Below are 14,507 nucleotides of genomic sequence, written 5' to 3' on the forward strand. Positions count from 1 at the left end.
TCAAGGAAAGGTTAAATTGATGGCCAATAGATTCACCCGGCAGCAGCGGCTGGCCGCGCTACTCCTGCCCGCCTGCTTGGCGCTACTGCTGTTGTCTCAGCCCACTTGGGCGGACGCTAATCAAGCAGATCAGCAAGACAGCCTGCCGACATCTTGCTATGTGGACGACCTGCCAGATCGTCTGCGTTGCGGCGCCATCACAGTGCCGGAAAATTACGCTAAGCCCCAGGGCAAACAGATACAGATCCACTATCTGGTTCTGCCCGCCATCAAGTCCAGTTTCGAGAAAGAAGCGCTATTAGCCATCGCCGGCGGCCCAGGCCAATCGGCCATAGATAACGCCGCCAGCTTCGACAAGATCTTTACCAAGGTGCGCCAGCAGCGGGACATACTACTGATCGACCAGCGCGGCACAGGTCTCTCCAACCAACTCGTCTGTGAAGGCGCCGGCTTCGAGGGCGGCCTGGCCTTCAACGACGACGAGCTGGATATCGCCGCCGAGACTAAGGCATGCCTTACCAAGATAGATGCCGATGTCAGCCAGTATGGCAGCGAAACCGCCCTTAAAGATTTCGAGGCGGTCAGGCAAGCCCTGGGGTACCAGAAGCTGCACCTGTATGGCATCTCCTACGGCACCCGCATGGCCCAGCTCTATATGCGCCATTACCCAGAGGCCCTGGCTACCGTGACCCTGGACGGTGTGGTACCCATGCAGCAGAGCGTGCTCAATATCGGCGACGCCATCACCCGCGCCATCGACCTGCTGCTCCAAGATTGCCAAGGCAACGCCCTATGCCATCAAGAGTTCCCTAATCTCAAAGCTGAACTCGAACAGGTAGAAACGCTGCTCAGCCAGGGACCACAGATAAGCCAGACCCGCGATCCCCTTACCAATGCGCCGACCCAGCTCACCATGACCCGCGCCAAGTTTATGGGCGCCATCCGCATGGCGCTGTATATGCCTAATGTCAGGGCGCTGCTGCCCCACGCCATCCATCAGGCGGCTGAGGGGAATTTTCAGGCCATCATGGGGCTATACGCCCTCACGGTTAACAGCACAGGCATAGCCGCCGGCATGCACTCGGCCGTGGTTTGTGGCGAAGACTGGCACCGCTTCAGCGAGGCCGAGCGTCAGCAGATAGGCCAGAGTTACTTCGGGCGTGAGATGCTCGAGGCCTTCGATCTGAGCTGCCCTATCTGGCATATTGCGGCTGTGGGTGAAAATTTTTCCGCCCCCATAGCCAGCGCCCTACCGACACTCGTGCTATCGGGACAGATAGACCCGGCCACGCCGCCCAGCTGGGGCGAACTGGCCATGGCCAAGCTGACCAATGCCAAGCATTTCGTCGCCCCCTATGCGACTCACGGGGTGGCCTATCAGTCTTGCGCCAACACACTGATCGCGGAGCTTATCAGCAGCGGCAGCATAGACGGCCTGTCTCAGGAGTGCCTGAGCAAAGATATCAGCCGTAACTTCTACCTCAACGCCAACACGGTTGAGGCCATCCCACAGGACACACTCAGCCATTCCACTCTCGGTAGCGACCAGCAGCAAGGAGCACGCCATGATTAAGGTATCGAATTTATCTAAACGAATCGGCGAGGTGCAGGCGCTAAACGACCTCAGTTTCGAGGCGCTGGACGGCCAGATCACCGGCCTGCTGGGCCCTAACGGCGCGGGCAAGACCACCTGTCTGCGCACCGTCTTCGGCCTGCTCAAGCCAGACCAGGGCATCGCCGAGATCGACGGCATAGATGTCGCCAAACAGCCGGTAGCCGCCAAACAGCAGCTGGGCCTGTTCCCAGACCCCTTCGGCCTGTATGAGCGCCTGACACCGAGAGAATATATCCGCTACTTCGCCGAGCTTAATGGCCTCTCCCGCGAGCAAGCCAAGGCCGCCTCGGCCAAGGTGCTGAGCAAGCTGCACATGGACGATATTGCCGATCGCCGCTGCAAGGGGTTCTCCCAGGGACAGAGAATGAAGACGGCGCTGGCCCAGGCGATAGTGCATGAGCCCACCAACATCATACTCGACGAGCCCACCCGCGGCCTGGACGTGATGAGCACCCGGGTGCTGCGCGACCTGCTCAAGGATCTCAAGCAGGCGGGACACTGCGTACTCTTCTCCAGCCATGTGATGCAGGAGGTCGCCGCCCTGTGCGATCGCGTCATCGTCATGGCCGAGGGGCGCGTGGTCGCCGTCGGCAGCCCACAGGAACTCTGCCACCAGACGGGCCAGGCCTCTCTGGAAGACGCCTTCATTCAGCTAATCGGTACCGACGAGGGAATCGCAGCATGATCAGTTCAATCATTACCATGGTCAGAAAAGAGCTGACCGATGCCGCCAGGGACAAGCGCTCTGTGATGGCGGGCCTCTACTACGCCATCGGCGCGCCGCTGATGATGTGCGGCATGTTTATGATCCTCATCGGTCAGATCACCAGCCCTGAGGCGCTCAACATCACCATCACCCACGGTGAGCGCGCACCGGATCTGGTGAAGTACCTCGCCAGCAACGAGATAAGCCAGGGTGATGAGGCCGATCGTAAGGAGATAGAGCTTGTCATCAGCCCAGACTACGCCGCTAACATGGCCAAGAGTCAGGCCGCCGAGATAGTGCTGATCGCCGACAACTCCAACGAGAAGCTACAGTCATCGATTCGCCGTCTGGAGAAGGCGTTGCAGCAATACAGCGCCGAGATGGGCAGCCTGCGACTGATCGCCCGCGGCATAGACCCTAAAGTGATGCAGCCGATCAAGGTCAAGGTGGAAGATCAGGCCACCTCTGACTCCAAGGGCGGCATGATCTTAGGCGTCGCCATCTTCATGATGGTCTATGCGGTGTTTATCTCCGGCATGAACCTGGCCATAGACACCAGCGCCGGCGAGCGCGAACGCAACTCGCTGGCCCTGCTGCTCAGCCATCCGGTGTCGACCCGGGATATCGTATTGGCCAAGGTGACGGCGGTAACCATCTTCGCCATGCTGGGGCTGATCCTCACCCTAGTGATCTCAAAGGTCGCCTATGGCTTCGTGCCTTGGCAGGAGCTGGGCTTCTCGGTCAACATCAATGTCGACTTCATCCTCTTGATGCTGGCGATTGGCCTGCCCATCGCCCTGATGGCGGCGGCGCTGCAGCTGTTCGTCTCCTTCATGGCCAAGTCGTTCAAGGAGGCGCAGTCCTACCTCACCATAGTGCTGATCGTGCCCATGATGCTGTCGATGGCGGCAAGCTACAACATAGCGCCAGACACCCTGCAGTGGCTGCCGATATCGGGACAGATGCAGGCGCTGATCGCCTTCATCAAGGGCAAGGAGATCCCCATGATGCAGCTGGCGCTCTCCAGTGCCATCACCTTCGTCATCGCCCTGGCACTAGCTCTAGGCATGGAGCGCTCACTCAAGAGCGAGAAAATCGTCTTCGGACTCTAACCCCAACTTTGTCATCGACAAGGGTCTTCACCTGAAGGCCCTACAAGGAGCATGCTATGGATAAGCAACAAGTGGTTATGATCGTCATGTTGGTATTGGTGGTCGCCACCAGCCTGAGCGAACTCTATAAATACCGCCTCAGGCAAGAGAGACGCCGCCCTACACGGGGCGATACCGATGAGATGGCTCGTCTGAGGCAGGAGAACCAGCGACTGGCCGAGCGCGTCAGCGTGCTGGAGCGTATCGTCACCGACAGCGACTACCAGCTGAAACAGGAGTTTGCCGAGCTCAATCGCAGTGCTTAGGCTTTTGTCTTAGCATAGATTAATTTGGCTTTAGGCCTGACGTAGCCCCAGGATTAGGCCCTGATTTAGACCCTGGACTAGGTAAGGCGCCCATCAATACCACAAGTTCTTTAGGGTTTTTCACTTGTGCCCCAGGTGGCAAATGGTTTTATAATGGCGAACTAAGACAAATCGCTGTAAAAATCTTATATTCGAGACGATATGACCATAATATCCGCCATCAAACACACTTTCGTTGGCTTGCTTGCCCTGGCCAGCCTTTCGGGCTGCGCCAGCGCGCTGTGCGACGCCCAGACCGACCATGCCACCAATCCGCTGCAGCGGGAGAATAACCGCCTGGAGTGCCAGCGTCAGGTGATGAACGCCATGGACGAGCATGAACGCAAGAAGAGGAAAGAGAGTGATGCCCAGTTAAAAGCCTATCTGGACAAACACCTCAAAGACACCCACTAACTTAAGGTGGGCGCCCTAAGCGCCCGCCTCTAACTTCCTGCTTACAGCCTTAATAAACAGCCATATACAAACGCCCGAAAGCGACTAACCTCAACAGCAGCTGTGGGTATTAAATTTTTGCCGGTAGGCCCTTGGCGACAGGCTGGTCAACTGAATGAACAGCTTGCGAAAGGAGCTGACATCTTCATAGCCGACCCGCTCGACAATCTGCTCCAGCGCCAACTCTGTAGTCTCCAGCAGCCGCTTGGCCTCATCGACCCGCAGACGCTGCATGTAGCTGGCGGGCGTCTCGTTGAGGGCCTTCTTGAAGCGGCGGATCAGGGTGCGCTTACCCAGGGCAAACTTCTGCGCTATCTCATCGAGCAACCAGTTTTGATCTAGATTAGACTGCATCCACTGCTGAATCTTGCTCACCAGCTCATCTTGATGCTGCTCAGGGGTGATCGCCATGGTCATGAAGGGCTGCTGGGAGATGCGGTTAGGATCTATGAGCAGAATCTTGGCCATCTGCTGCGCCAGCCCCTCCCCCGCCAACAAGCCCACCAGATGCAGGGCAAGACTCAGGTTAGAGGTGGTCGCCCCGGCGGTGTGAAACTGACCATCTGACACCACCAAAGAGTCCATACAGAGATCGACCCTAGCGAAGTTACGCTCAAACATCTGCGACAGCCACCAGACAGTGGTGGCCCGCCTGTTATCCAGCAACCCAGAGGCCGCCAGCATCAGGGTACCCGAGCAGTAGGCGGCGATGGGCTTGCCCGTCTCGGCATAGGCCTTAAGCGGCCCAAGCAGGGGCGCAAAGTCCTGTGAATATGCCTTGAATTCCGCCTTGTTAGTCACGAAGGCGGAGGCCAGCACCACGGCGTCGGCCGCCTCTAGCTGCGCCGCATCGCTTAGCCCCGTGGCCGCGAGCTGAAAGCCCTGATTGGTGGTGATCGCCTTGCCGTCGCCAGAGACGATATGGCAGTGAAACAGATCTTGGGTCGCCTCGGGATGCAGCCTGCGATAGAGGGCATTGGTAAAGCTGAACACATCGATCAACCCCACTATGCCACCGGCCACCACATTGCCCGCCGCCAGTATCATGATTGTCTTCATCTCAGTCCCCTTACCCAAGTTGTCACTTGTCACCCTTATTTTGTCAATAATGACACTTTTGAGCCGTTTGTCGAGTTTTTATACTGACCCCATTGCAGATTTAACGACAAAGTGAAGGATTAAGCAGATGAACACACGGACACTACACCTGATGTTGAGCCTAAGTTACCTGGGCGTGAGCTGGACCTTGCTGCTGTGGCTGCACTTTACCACCCAGCCTAATCTCTTCGCCCATTTCATCGCCATCCCTAGCCTGCTGCTGTTCAGCGCCTTCAGCGCCCACCAGATCATCCGCAAGGGCGTCTGATATTAAGGCCATGGGCATAAAAAAGCCCGGCATAAGCCGGGCCTTTCCTTGAGTCGACGGGGCGAAGCAGCTTATTTCGCCTTTGGTCTGAAGGGCTTGATCACCGCCTCGTCGCACTCGAGATAAGGCCCTTCCATCAGATCGATGCAGTAAGGGATCGCCGGGAACACGGCATCCAAGCACTCGCGGATCGATTTAGGCTTGCCGGGCAGGTTGACGATCAGGCTGTCGCCACGCAGGCCGGCGGTTTGACGAGACAGAATGGCGGTAGGCACAAACTTGAGCGACTCGGCGCGCATCAACTCACCGAAGCCCGGCATCATGCGATCGCACACCGCCTCGGTCGCCTCTGGAGTCACGTCGCGCTTGGCCGGCCCTGTGCCACCCGTGGTGACGATGAGGCAACAATCTTGCTGATCGGCCATCTTAATCAGGGTCTGCTCGATAATGGGCTGCTCATCGGGAATGACTTCATAGACAGGTTCCCACTCTGAGGTGAGGTATTCGCCCAAGACCTCGATGATCGCCTTACCGGAAATATCTTCGTACACGCCGGCGCTGGCGCGATCACTGACTGTGACTATGCCTATCTTTGCTTTTGCCATTCCACTTTATCCTTTAGATGTTTGGGTCGTGCGCGGCGCCAAGCGCCCCGCCAGGGTTGCGCCCTAAAATAACATATTTTGCCGATCGCTAAAGTGGCCCAAAAGAGATAAAAGTGGGACAGAGGTCGAATATTAGCGACCTAAGGTGAGCCAAACAGGAAAACCGCGGCGCGGATCAGTGACAGCAGGCCAGGGTATCTTCGAGTAGCTCGAGAAAGGCCTCGCGACCGGCGAGCACCGCCTGCAGATCGCCGCGGCGGGCATCTGCCTCGAGCTGACGGGCAAGCTCCACCAGCGCCGTCATGCTGAGATTACTGGCGGCGCCCTTGATGGCGTGGACACTGGAGCGAATAGCAGTGCAATCTGCCGCCGCTATCCCCTCGATAAAGGCCTGTCTGTGATCCTGCATCTCCTCGACAAACACCTGCAACACCTCATCCAGCAGCGCCTCATCGCCGGACATGAGTGCCAGGGCACTGTCGCGATCGAACAGCTGATTGGAAACCTCGACTGCGGCAGCTACCTCTTCGGCATCCGGGTCATGACCCAGGGCCGCCTCATAGTTTTGCTGGCTCAGGGAGAACCAGCGATAGAGACACTCTTTCAGGACACTAAGCACCAGCGGCTTGGTCAGGTAGTCGTCCATGCCCGCCCGCACGCAGTGCTCCCTGTCGCCCTTCATGGCGTTGGCCGTCAGGGCGATGATGGGCAGGGCACAGAACTGGCTGCCCCCCTGCCCCTCGCGAATCGCCGCCGTCGTCTGGAAACCATCCATCTCCGGCATCAGGCAATCCATCAGAATCAGCTGATAGGGATTCCCCTGCTGCGCAGACAAGAGTGCCAGCGCCTCGCGGCCATTACCCGCCACATCCGCCTCTACCCCCAGCTGGTGAAGCATGCCGAGGGCCACCATCTGATTGACCTTGTTGTCTTCCACCAGTAACACCTTGGGCTTGTCCGGCATACAGGATTCCACGATCGGCTCTATGGCAGGCTCGACCTCCTCCTCATCGGCCCGATCCGATAGGGCACGGATCAGCTGGCGAATATTCAAAGGCTTACCTAGGTGTGGCACCCTGGGCTCCAGCTTCTCAAACTCTATCTGTTGCCAATAGGAGAGCAGAGGCAGGACTCTGATCTGCTGAAGCTCCACCAGATCACGCCAGGCATCCAGCTCCTCGACAAATGCCTCCCGCTGTGGGGCAAAGCTGTAGATGATCACGTCCGTCTCAGGGATGGCATCCCCCTCTTCCAGGTAGCTCAACCTGGCGCCCCAGCTAGTGAGCAACTCGCCCAGCATGCGCTCAAACGCGCCTAGCTGACCCATGAAGGTTACCCGCTCGGGCGACAAATGGGCGCGCCAATCTGTCATCTTGTCGCTATCGGCCAGCTGCTGGGTCAGGGTAAAGCTGAAGATGCTGCCCACCTCCTGCTGACTCTTGACCTGGATCTCCCCCCGCATCAACTCGCACAGACGCTTGGCGATGGAGAGACCCAACCCGGTGCCGCCGAACATGCGGGTGGTGGAACTGTCCACTTGAATGAAGGGGTTAAACAACATGGCCAGCTTCTCTTTGGCTATGCCTATACCTGTATCTTCCACCTCGCAGGAGAGCATCACCTCGCCCGACTCGCTCAGACGATTCGAGAGTCGCAAGGCGATCCACCCCTCCTCGGTAAACTTGATGGCATTGCCCACCAGATTCACCAATATCTGACGCAGACGACTGGGGTCGCCGACCACATAGCGATACTGCAGCTGGGTGATATCCACAAACAACGGCAGGTGGCACTCCTCCAGTTTGAGGGACACTGACTGCACGAAGAGATCCAACAGCTCCACTAGGTCGAACTCGATCGCCTCTATCTCGAACTTGCCCGACTCTATCTTGGAGAAATCCAGAATATCGTTGAGCAGCGACAGCAGCGAGTCGGCGCTGGCCGAGGCCACGTCCACATAGCGCTTCTGCATCGGCGATAGCTGGGTCTCCCCCAGCAGCCCTAGAATACCAATGACACCATTCATCGGAGTGCGGATCTCATGGCTCATGCAGGCGAGAAAATCCTCCTTGGTCTTGGCGGCGACCTCGGCCTTCTCTCGCGCCTCCGACAGCGCCCAGTTACTAAACTCCATCTCCTGGGCGTAGGTTTCTATCTTGCGCTCGTTAAGCTTCATCCGGGTCAGGTCTTCGACACAGATGAAGTAGCCCTCTACCTGACCGTCGTCGCCCACGTCCGGCACATAGGTGATATGGAAGAATCTGGGGGCCTGATCCGCATCTATGGTCTCCGCCTCAAACACCTGCTTGTTGCCCGCCAGCACACCTTGCTGATAGGGCTTTATCAACTGGTAGACATCCGCGGGCTGAACCGCCTCCACCGTCTGATCCAGCACCTCCTCTTCGGTCTTGCCGAGCCACTGCAGATAGTGTTGGTTGATGAAACGATAGCGGCTCTGGGCATCCACATAAGCCAGCTGAATGGGGATCACGTTAGTGATGTTGTCGATATAGCGCCGGGACTTTTGCAGCTCAAGCTGCTTCTGATTACGGGCGCTAACGGCCTCGTTGTAGCTGTTGACCAGCACGCCGAACTCATCTTCGCTGTCCAGGCATATGGTCTTCTGACCACCGAAGGCCTCTATCTGACGCCGGATACGACGAATGGGATCCAGCAGCACCCTGTGCTGCACATAGAGGTTAACCGTGAGCAGTACGGCAAAACCAAGCAACAGGATACTCACGTAGTGGATCAGCTCCTCGGAGCTGTAGGCCTCTATCTCGCTAGCATCGTACCTGACATAGAGCACATAGGCCCGAAGGCGCTGCAACTCGGGGGAGATCAGATACAGCTGCTGCACCTGATGCACTATGCTGCCCTGGCGCCAGACCTCCTTGGAACTGTGTTTATCGCTGACCTGACTAACCATCTCCGCCAGTTCCGGGGCCAGACTGGTCGACAAGGAACTGCCTAGATACTGCCCCAGATTATCGGCCACAATCTGTTTCTCCCGGGGATCGAACAGCACCAGACGCTTGATACTCCCCTGAGCCGCAAGGCCATTGATCACCCTGCGCATGTTGCTAAAGTCAGTACTGGCCTCCAGGGCGAGTCGCAGCGACACAGACACCTGGGCGATCTCATAGTCGACCTGTTGCTGGGTACGCTCGGTCATCTCGTCATAGTAATAGAGGGCGATAAGGCCAGAGATGATCAGGGCGCACACTAAGGTCGCCAGATTCAGCTTGTAGACTATGCCCTGGGCAATCTTGTCCCTATAGTGACGCCACATAGGCTAAGGTGCCCGATAGAAGAGATTGTCGACATGGCGGCAATCGGACTCGATCGCCTCAATCTTGACCAGGGTCTCGCAGACGCTATAACCCAACTGAGTCAACTTATCGCCCTGGGCAAACAACTTGCGTTGCTCCTCACCGCTTAGCAACTTGAGATCCGCCAGCGCCCCCTTGAATTCTGCCACCTGCAGCCCTTCACGTTTAGCCATGATGGCCATCGCCTCCTCGGGATGTTGCTGCAGATAATCCATCGCCAACTGCCAGGCCTGTTGGAGTTGATCGGCCAGGTTAGGATTCGCCGCCAAGACGCTGGAAGAGATAGATATTGTGTCTAGCACCTCCTCGGGGATCTCCTTGGTGGAAAATAGCTGACGATAGGCGCCGCTGGACTGAATCTCCACCGAATAGGGCGGATAGGTCACCATGGCGGCAATCTTGCCTATGGCCAGGGCGCTCACCGCCGCCCCCTGCTCCACATTGATCACCCTAACGTCGTCCATGTTCATCTTGTGCTGCCTGAGGGCCCGCTCCAATACAAAGATCCCTAAGGAGCTGACCTCACAGCCTATGGTCTCGCCCTTGAGAGCCTGCAAATTCTCGATAGCTTCCGGCGCGATAATCACGTCACCGCCGTCGGAGTAATCTGCCAGCAAGACGATCTTAATCGGCTTGCCCCCCAGGGGCACCACCTGAATCGCCTCTATCATGGTGCTGGCGAAACCATCCACATAGCCAGTTAAGTAGGCACGCTGGGCATCGGAAAGGGTCGACACCTGTACCAGCTCGATATTGGCGCCCACCTGCTGAAAGAAACCCTTCTGCTTGGCCAGATAGAGGAGTTCGTAGCCGGGCCAGGGGTTGATCGCTATGGTAATTGGTTCTTCGACCTTCTTCGGCCCGCAGCCGACCAAGAATACAGCGAGTAACGACAGCAATAGCCCAGAAATGATTCCCTTAATCATTTGTTGTTCTTCCTTAATCATGTTCTACCGTCAGATAGGCACCATCCTGGTAACAGACCACACAGTTGCGCCCATCGGCCTTAGCCTTGTACACGGCCTCATCGGCCAACACCAAGAGGTGGGAGAGATCGGCATTCTGGGGATTGGCGGTCACCACACCGAAGCTGCCGGTCACCTCCAGCCCCATGGGATTGAGGCGCGCCAGTTGCCGGCGCACATCCTCTGTCTTCTCTCTGGCGATATCCAGGCCGCACTCCATCAGGATGACAAACTCCTCGCCCCCCATGCGCGCCACCAGATCTTCCTTACGAAAGCTCTCCTGCAACAGCTTGGCCACCGCCTGCAGCACGAGATCGCCGATATGATGGCCGTTAAAGTCGTTGATCTTCTTGAAATGATCCAGATCCAGCATCACGATGGAGAGCTCTTTCTGATGACGCACCATGGAGGAGAGACTCTGGGCGGCACACTCGGCGAGGAAATGACGGTTATAAAGTCCGGTGAGCTGATCGTGCAGCGCCATGAATTTAAGCTTGTCGCTGTGTTGCTTGAGTTGAATATGGGTGCTGACCCTGGCACGCACAATCGCCGGGCGGATCGGCTTGGTGATATAGTCCACCGCGCCGATTTCCAGCCCCTTCTGCTCGTCATCGTCGGAGTCTTTGGCGGTAACGAAGATAATGGGGATCTCGGCGGTCTCGGGGTCGGCCTTCAGCTGGCGACACACCTGGTAGCCATCCATGCCGGGCATCAAGACATCCAGCAAGATGATGTCGGGTTTCTGCTTGGCGACCCTGAGGCACTCTTCGCCACTCTCGGCGGTCCATACCTGAAACATCTCCTTCAGACACTGCCTCATGATCAGCACATTGGTCTTCACATCGTCAACCACCAGCACTACAGATTGTTCTTCCATGCAATCCCCTAATCAGCCATGAGCAATTAGCCGCAATGTTTCAAATGGATAGAGATATTTTTAAGTGTAGCAGAAAGGATTTTTTCATCCGTAAATCCCATCACTAACATCACAGATGTCACGGCAGATGGCAAGCGATGGCTATTAGAAGAATACGAGGGACAACAGATGAAACAGGAGAAAAGAAAAAGGGCCAACAGGCCCCTTTTTTTAAAATCATGAATGCTTAGAAGCGATAGGTTAAGCCGATAACCGACTTAGTTTCCCAATCAGTCGCACCATTAGCATAAGGCACAGCCTGATCCGCTTCTTCGCGGCCAACCTTAACATAAGCCGACAGGTTGTCGATGAACTCATAACCGGCAACGGCGAACACGTTACGGGTATTTGAGTTAACACCTTCGAAACGATCACGTATGTACGAAGCCTCGACACCGGCGAATAAGCCATTATCGAACTGGTAACCTGTACCCACCTCGGCGCGATACTCTTTAACAGTTGAATCTACAATCACTTCGGCACCATTGCCTGTGATATCCATAGGTGCAGCACCATAGACCTTGATGCGATCTTTACGCATCGCGCGGCCTTCGGCATAGGCATAGAAATTCTCGAAGTTTGTCTCTACACGCAGACCACCACCGAAAGAACCATCGTTGAAACGCTTATCTTCATATTGGGTCTCAACTGACGCAAACGGGATCACAGACACGACGCCGAAGTTGAAATCATAGCCAATTCTGGCTTCCAGGTTAGTCGACTTGTCTTGAGTGGTATGCTCAGCCTCTACCTTTCCGGTAAAGCCGTTTAGCACGTCGGCGTTAGCCGCACCGGCAGATAACGCAAGTAATGTAGCAACAACAATAGCTGACTTTTTCATGTATATTCCCCATATCTATATTTTGATGAATGTCTCTCACGAGCATCAAACCTTGGCTCGTGAGATGGGGGCCATTTTCCTTGCGACTTTCGCAAATATTGAATTAGAAACTATTCGATATTCAAATACATCAATATCTACCAGCTGTACCACAACACAAGCCACACCAAACAAAAAATAACAGTTTCAAAGCCTTACGATGCAGCACCAATCTGCGATGCAATTTTGAGCAGAGTTCTAAAACGGGTGGGAAAAAATCTTAGGGGGCGCTCTGTCAGCTTAGGTTCAGGAAACTCACGCCATCAAAGTTCAAATACGCCCCTATGAGCCTGAAAAACCCCCGCCTTCAACCCACGAATTGCCATTAATCAGTGACTCAATGACACCCAAGCTGCTCGCCATCTGACGCTCAGCCTAATTTTTATGGCTAGAAATGAAGGACTTGAGATGTGAAAAGGCCACATACATAAGCCAAGCAACGGCTAAATGGAGCAATCTGCAAAGATGAGCAGCCTGAGACGGCTAAACAAAGACAACGGCGCGGCAAGCACACTGAAAAATAAGGAGAGATAAAGGGGCAAGCAAAGACAGCAGGGTTAAGCGCCAGAAGACTCGAGGCGCTCACCCTGCCGCCAGGGGTTATCTTTCACACTCGTCGACACGAGAATGGTAAGGGTCGTCGTCGGCAAGACAGAGTCTGTCGGCCTGAAGTTGACCCTGCTTCTGCTCCGCCTGCTCGGCCTTCTTCTGCGCCTCGAACTTAGCCAGGCGCTCGTCCAGCGCACGCTCGATAACATCGTGATTGAGCTCGATGCAGTCATAGTCGCCGGCGGCACATTCCCACTCGGCACGCACGGGTTGGCTGGCAATAATCGACAGCATAAGCGCAACCATCAGGCTACCCAGCACGCCCACCAGCTTAGAGCGACGCTGCTTGAGTAGCGGCAATTCGGGCAATAGGAATTGCTCTACGCCGCCGACGGGTTCACACACTCTATTTAAATTGGCCATAGGAATTACCTCTTGTGCTAATCAAAAATGACTTACCAGGCCCCACCGACCTGTAAATAAAGGGTCCACTCTTCTGGCCCCTTGGCGATATCCATCCCGGTGCGCAACCCAAGCTGGCGCGCCATCAGGTAACGAAAGCCCACCCCCTGGGTCTTGAGCCAGGGGCTATCGGCAAAACGCTCGTCTGCCATCACCGCCTTACCGGCTCCGGCAAAGCCCAGCAAGGTCCAGCGATCGTCGAGGTCATAACTCACCTCTACCTCTCCCAGGGCGGTGTCATCCCCCTGATAGCGCATCGCCGGCATGCCGCGCATGTCCAGGTAAGGCAAGGCGTAGAAGGGGGCATCGCCCGAGAGCGACTTGGTATCCAGACGCATGTTGACGCCCCACTTGGCGCTTAGCCTGTGATAGCCATGCAGGTAGGCGCTGTCGGTGCGATAGTCGAAATCGCCGCCGAGTCGTTTGTCGTGCTGGGTACTCTTCAGCCGCGCCTTGATACCGCTGCGGGGCGAGAAATGGTTGTCTGTGCTGTCGTAGGTGAGCTTGAGGCCCAGGGCGCCATCGCTATCGACCATGGCACTCTCCTGGTTGAGCGGATGCTCGCCGCCCAGGTCAAACTCGGCCTCGGAGCGGGTATAGCTATATTCGCCGCCGAGGAAGAAGTTGCTCTCTCCCAGGCGTACATCGATATCCTGAAACAGGTGCCAGCCTTGCAGCGAGAACCCCATGGCCGGGGCGTCAATCCCCGTGTAGGCCTTGAGCCTGAGATCGGCGGCGAAGATGCCACCCAGATAACGCACCCTGTCTTCCAGCCAGTTACCCGAATGAAACAGGCCACCCAGCTTGGTACCGTTATTGGTGCCGGCGGCCACCACGCCTGTGACGCTCGGCGGGATCTCGGCCACGGCCAAGGGGTCTTCGAGCCGCTTCTGCCTTTGCGACTCGGACTCATGGAAGAACAGCAGGGCGGCACCGCCGCCCACCCCTACCGCAGGCTCGGTGATCAGAATCGGCACAGGCATGAAGCCGTGGGCGTTGTTGAGGATCCACTGACTGGCATCGACACGGCCATCGGTGGGATCCTTAAACTGATCGGTAAAGCCTGCCTGACTAGCACCGGCTAACAGGCTCAGGCTGAGTGCTAACAGGCTGGGGTAGCTGGGGGTTGCCATAATCTTCTGCCTCGGGAGTTGGGATGACCTTAGCGAGAAACCCTTTCGTTGCTAAGGTCTATGCGGGAA

At 56.5% G+C, this 14,507-nt stretch carries 14 protein-coding genes; 6 read left to right on the forward strand and 8 right to left on the reverse strand.

Annotation, left to right across the window (positions count from 1 at the left end; all coding sequences use genetic code 11):
- Positions 1-19 precede the first annotated feature (19 nt).
- The 5 genes from K0H81_RS19855 (at position 20) to K0H81_RS19875 (ending at position 4,191) form a co-directional block, all read left to right on the forward strand.
- Positions 20-1,573 carry an alpha/beta hydrolase gene (locus K0H81_RS19855; RefSeq protein ID WP_220060905.1) on the forward strand — a complete coding sequence of 518 codons (1,554 nt, stop codon included), beginning with the start codon at positions 20-22 and terminating at the stop codon, positions 1,571-1,573.
- Positions 1,566-2,300, forward strand: a complete 735-nt coding sequence (locus tag K0H81_RS19860) for an ABC transporter ATP-binding protein (RefSeq protein ID WP_220059466.1) — start codon at positions 1,566-1,568, stop codon at positions 2,298-2,300. Before K0H81_RS19855 ends, K0H81_RS19860 begins: the two co-directional genes overlap by 8 nt.
- Positions 2,300-3,433: an ABC transporter permease gene (locus tag K0H81_RS19865; protein WP_186300670.1), complete on the forward strand. Its 1,134-nt coding sequence runs from the start codon at positions 2,300-2,302 to the stop codon at positions 3,431-3,433. Before K0H81_RS19860 ends, K0H81_RS19865 begins: the two co-directional genes overlap by 1 nt.
- Before the next feature lie 56 nt (positions 3,434-3,489).
- Positions 3,490-3,738: a hypothetical protein gene (locus K0H81_RS19870; RefSeq protein ID WP_220059467.1), complete on the forward strand. Its 249-nt coding sequence runs from the start codon at positions 3,490-3,492 to the stop codon at positions 3,736-3,738.
- 201 nt (positions 3,739-3,939) lie between these two features.
- On the forward strand, positions 3,940-4,191 hold the full coding sequence (locus tag K0H81_RS19875) for a hypothetical protein (RefSeq protein WP_220059468.1): 252 nt from the start codon (positions 3,940-3,942) through the stop codon (positions 4,189-4,191).
- 90 nt (positions 4,192-4,281) lie between these two features.
- On the opposite strand, the gene K0H81_RS19880 is transcribed toward K0H81_RS19875, so the two are convergent.
- Positions 4,282-5,289: a GlxA family transcriptional regulator gene (locus tag K0H81_RS19880; RefSeq protein WP_220059469.1), complete on the reverse strand. Its 1,008-nt coding sequence runs from the start codon at positions 5,287-5,289 to the stop codon at positions 4,282-4,284.
- A gap of 127 nt (positions 5,290-5,416) precedes the next feature.
- Between K0H81_RS19880 and K0H81_RS19885 the strand changes: the two genes are divergently transcribed.
- Positions 5,417-5,596: a hypothetical protein gene (locus tag K0H81_RS19885; protein WP_144204107.1), complete on the forward strand. Its 180-nt coding sequence runs from the start codon at positions 5,417-5,419 to the stop codon at positions 5,594-5,596.
- 71 nt (positions 5,597-5,667) lie between these two features.
- Here K0H81_RS19885 and mog read toward each other — a convergent pair whose 3' ends face one another.
- The 7 genes from mog to K0H81_RS19920 form a co-directional block, all read right to left on the reverse strand.
- Positions 5,668-6,201, reverse strand: a complete 534-nt coding sequence (gene mog, locus K0H81_RS19890) for a molybdopterin adenylyltransferase (RefSeq protein WP_011867581.1) — start codon at positions 6,199-6,201, stop codon at positions 5,668-5,670.
- Between the two features lie 175 nt (positions 6,202-6,376).
- Positions 6,377-9,493 carry a hybrid sensor histidine kinase/response regulator gene (locus tag K0H81_RS19895; protein ID WP_220059470.1) on the reverse strand — a complete coding sequence of 1,039 codons (3,117 nt, stop codon included), beginning with the start codon at positions 9,491-9,493 and terminating at the stop codon, positions 6,377-6,379.
- Between the two features lie 3 nt (positions 9,494-9,496).
- Entirely contained in the window at positions 9,497-10,459 is a 963-nt protein-coding gene (locus K0H81_RS19900; RefSeq protein ID WP_220059471.1) for an ABC transporter substrate-binding protein, read from the reverse strand.
- A 13-nt stretch (positions 10,460-10,472) separates the two neighbouring features.
- Positions 10,473-11,375: a diguanylate cyclase gene (locus tag K0H81_RS19905; protein ID WP_144204103.1), complete on the reverse strand. Its 903-nt coding sequence runs from the start codon at positions 11,373-11,375 to the stop codon at positions 10,473-10,475.
- Between the two features lie 226 nt (positions 11,376-11,601).
- A complete protein-coding gene (locus K0H81_RS19910) occupies positions 11,602-12,255 on the reverse strand; it encodes a porin family protein (protein ID WP_144204102.1) in 654 nt (217 codons plus the stop codon).
- 639 nt (positions 12,256-12,894) lie between these two features.
- Positions 12,895-13,266, reverse strand: coding sequence for a hypothetical protein (locus K0H81_RS19915; protein WP_220059472.1), 372 nt, complete (start codon positions 13,264-13,266; stop codon positions 12,895-12,897).
- A gap of 32 nt (positions 13,267-13,298) precedes the next feature.
- Positions 13,299-14,438 carry a BamA/TamA family outer membrane protein gene (locus tag K0H81_RS19920; RefSeq protein ID WP_220059473.1) on the reverse strand — a complete coding sequence of 380 codons (1,140 nt, stop codon included), beginning with the start codon at positions 14,436-14,438 and terminating at the stop codon, positions 13,299-13,301.
- Positions 14,439-14,507: the final 69 nt, after the last annotated feature.

This window comes from Shewanella halotolerans, assembly GCF_019457535.1.
GTDB lineage: Bacteria > Pseudomonadota > Gammaproteobacteria > Enterobacterales > Shewanellaceae > Shewanella > Shewanella halotolerans.

Excerpts from the sequence above, each read along its gene's own strand:
- K0H81_RS19920 (WP_220059473.1), bottom strand. The coding sequence starts at position 14,438 with ATGGCAACCCCCAGCTACCCCAGCCTGTTAGCACTCAGCCTGAGCCTG.
- K0H81_RS19855 (WP_220060905.1), top strand. The coding sequence starts at position 20 with ATGGCCAATAGATTCACCCGGCAGCAGCGGCTGGCCGCGCTACTCCTG.
- K0H81_RS19870 (WP_220059467.1), top strand. The coding sequence starts at position 3,490 with ATGGATAAGCAACAAGTGGTTATGATCGTCATGTTGGTATTGGTGGTC.
- K0H81_RS19910 (WP_144204102.1), bottom strand. The coding sequence starts at position 12,255 with ATGAAAAAGTCAGCTATTGTTGTTGCTACATTACTTGCGTTATCTGCC.
- mog (WP_011867581.1), bottom strand. The coding sequence starts at position 6,201 with ATGGCAAAAGCAAAGATAGGCATAGTCACAGTCAGTGATCGCGCCAGC.
- K0H81_RS19885 (WP_144204107.1), top strand. The coding sequence starts at position 5,417 with ATGAACACACGGACACTACACCTGATGTTGAGCCTAAGTTACCTGGGC.
- K0H81_RS19900 (WP_220059471.1), bottom strand. The coding sequence starts at position 10,459 with ATGATTAAGGGAATCATTTCTGGGCTATTGCTGTCGTTACTCGCTGTA.
- K0H81_RS19915 (WP_220059472.1), bottom strand. The coding sequence starts at position 13,266 with ATGGCCAATTTAAATAGAGTGTGTGAACCCGTCGGCGGCGTAGAGCAA.
- K0H81_RS19860 (WP_220059466.1), top strand. The coding sequence starts at position 1,566 with ATGATTAAGGTATCGAATTTATCTAAACGAATCGGCGAGGTGCAGGCG.
- K0H81_RS19895 (WP_220059470.1), bottom strand. The coding sequence starts at position 9,493 with ATGTGGCGTCACTATAGGGACAAGATTGCCCAGGGCATAGTCTACAAG.
- K0H81_RS19875 (WP_220059468.1), top strand. The coding sequence starts at position 3,940 with ATGACCATAATATCCGCCATCAAACACACTTTCGTTGGCTTGCTTGCC.
- K0H81_RS19905 (WP_144204103.1), bottom strand. The coding sequence starts at position 11,375 with ATGGAAGAACAATCTGTAGTGCTGGTGGTTGACGATGTGAAGACCAAT.
- K0H81_RS19880 (WP_220059469.1), bottom strand. The coding sequence starts at position 5,289 with ATGAAGACAATCATGATACTGGCGGCGGGCAATGTGGTGGCCGGTGGC.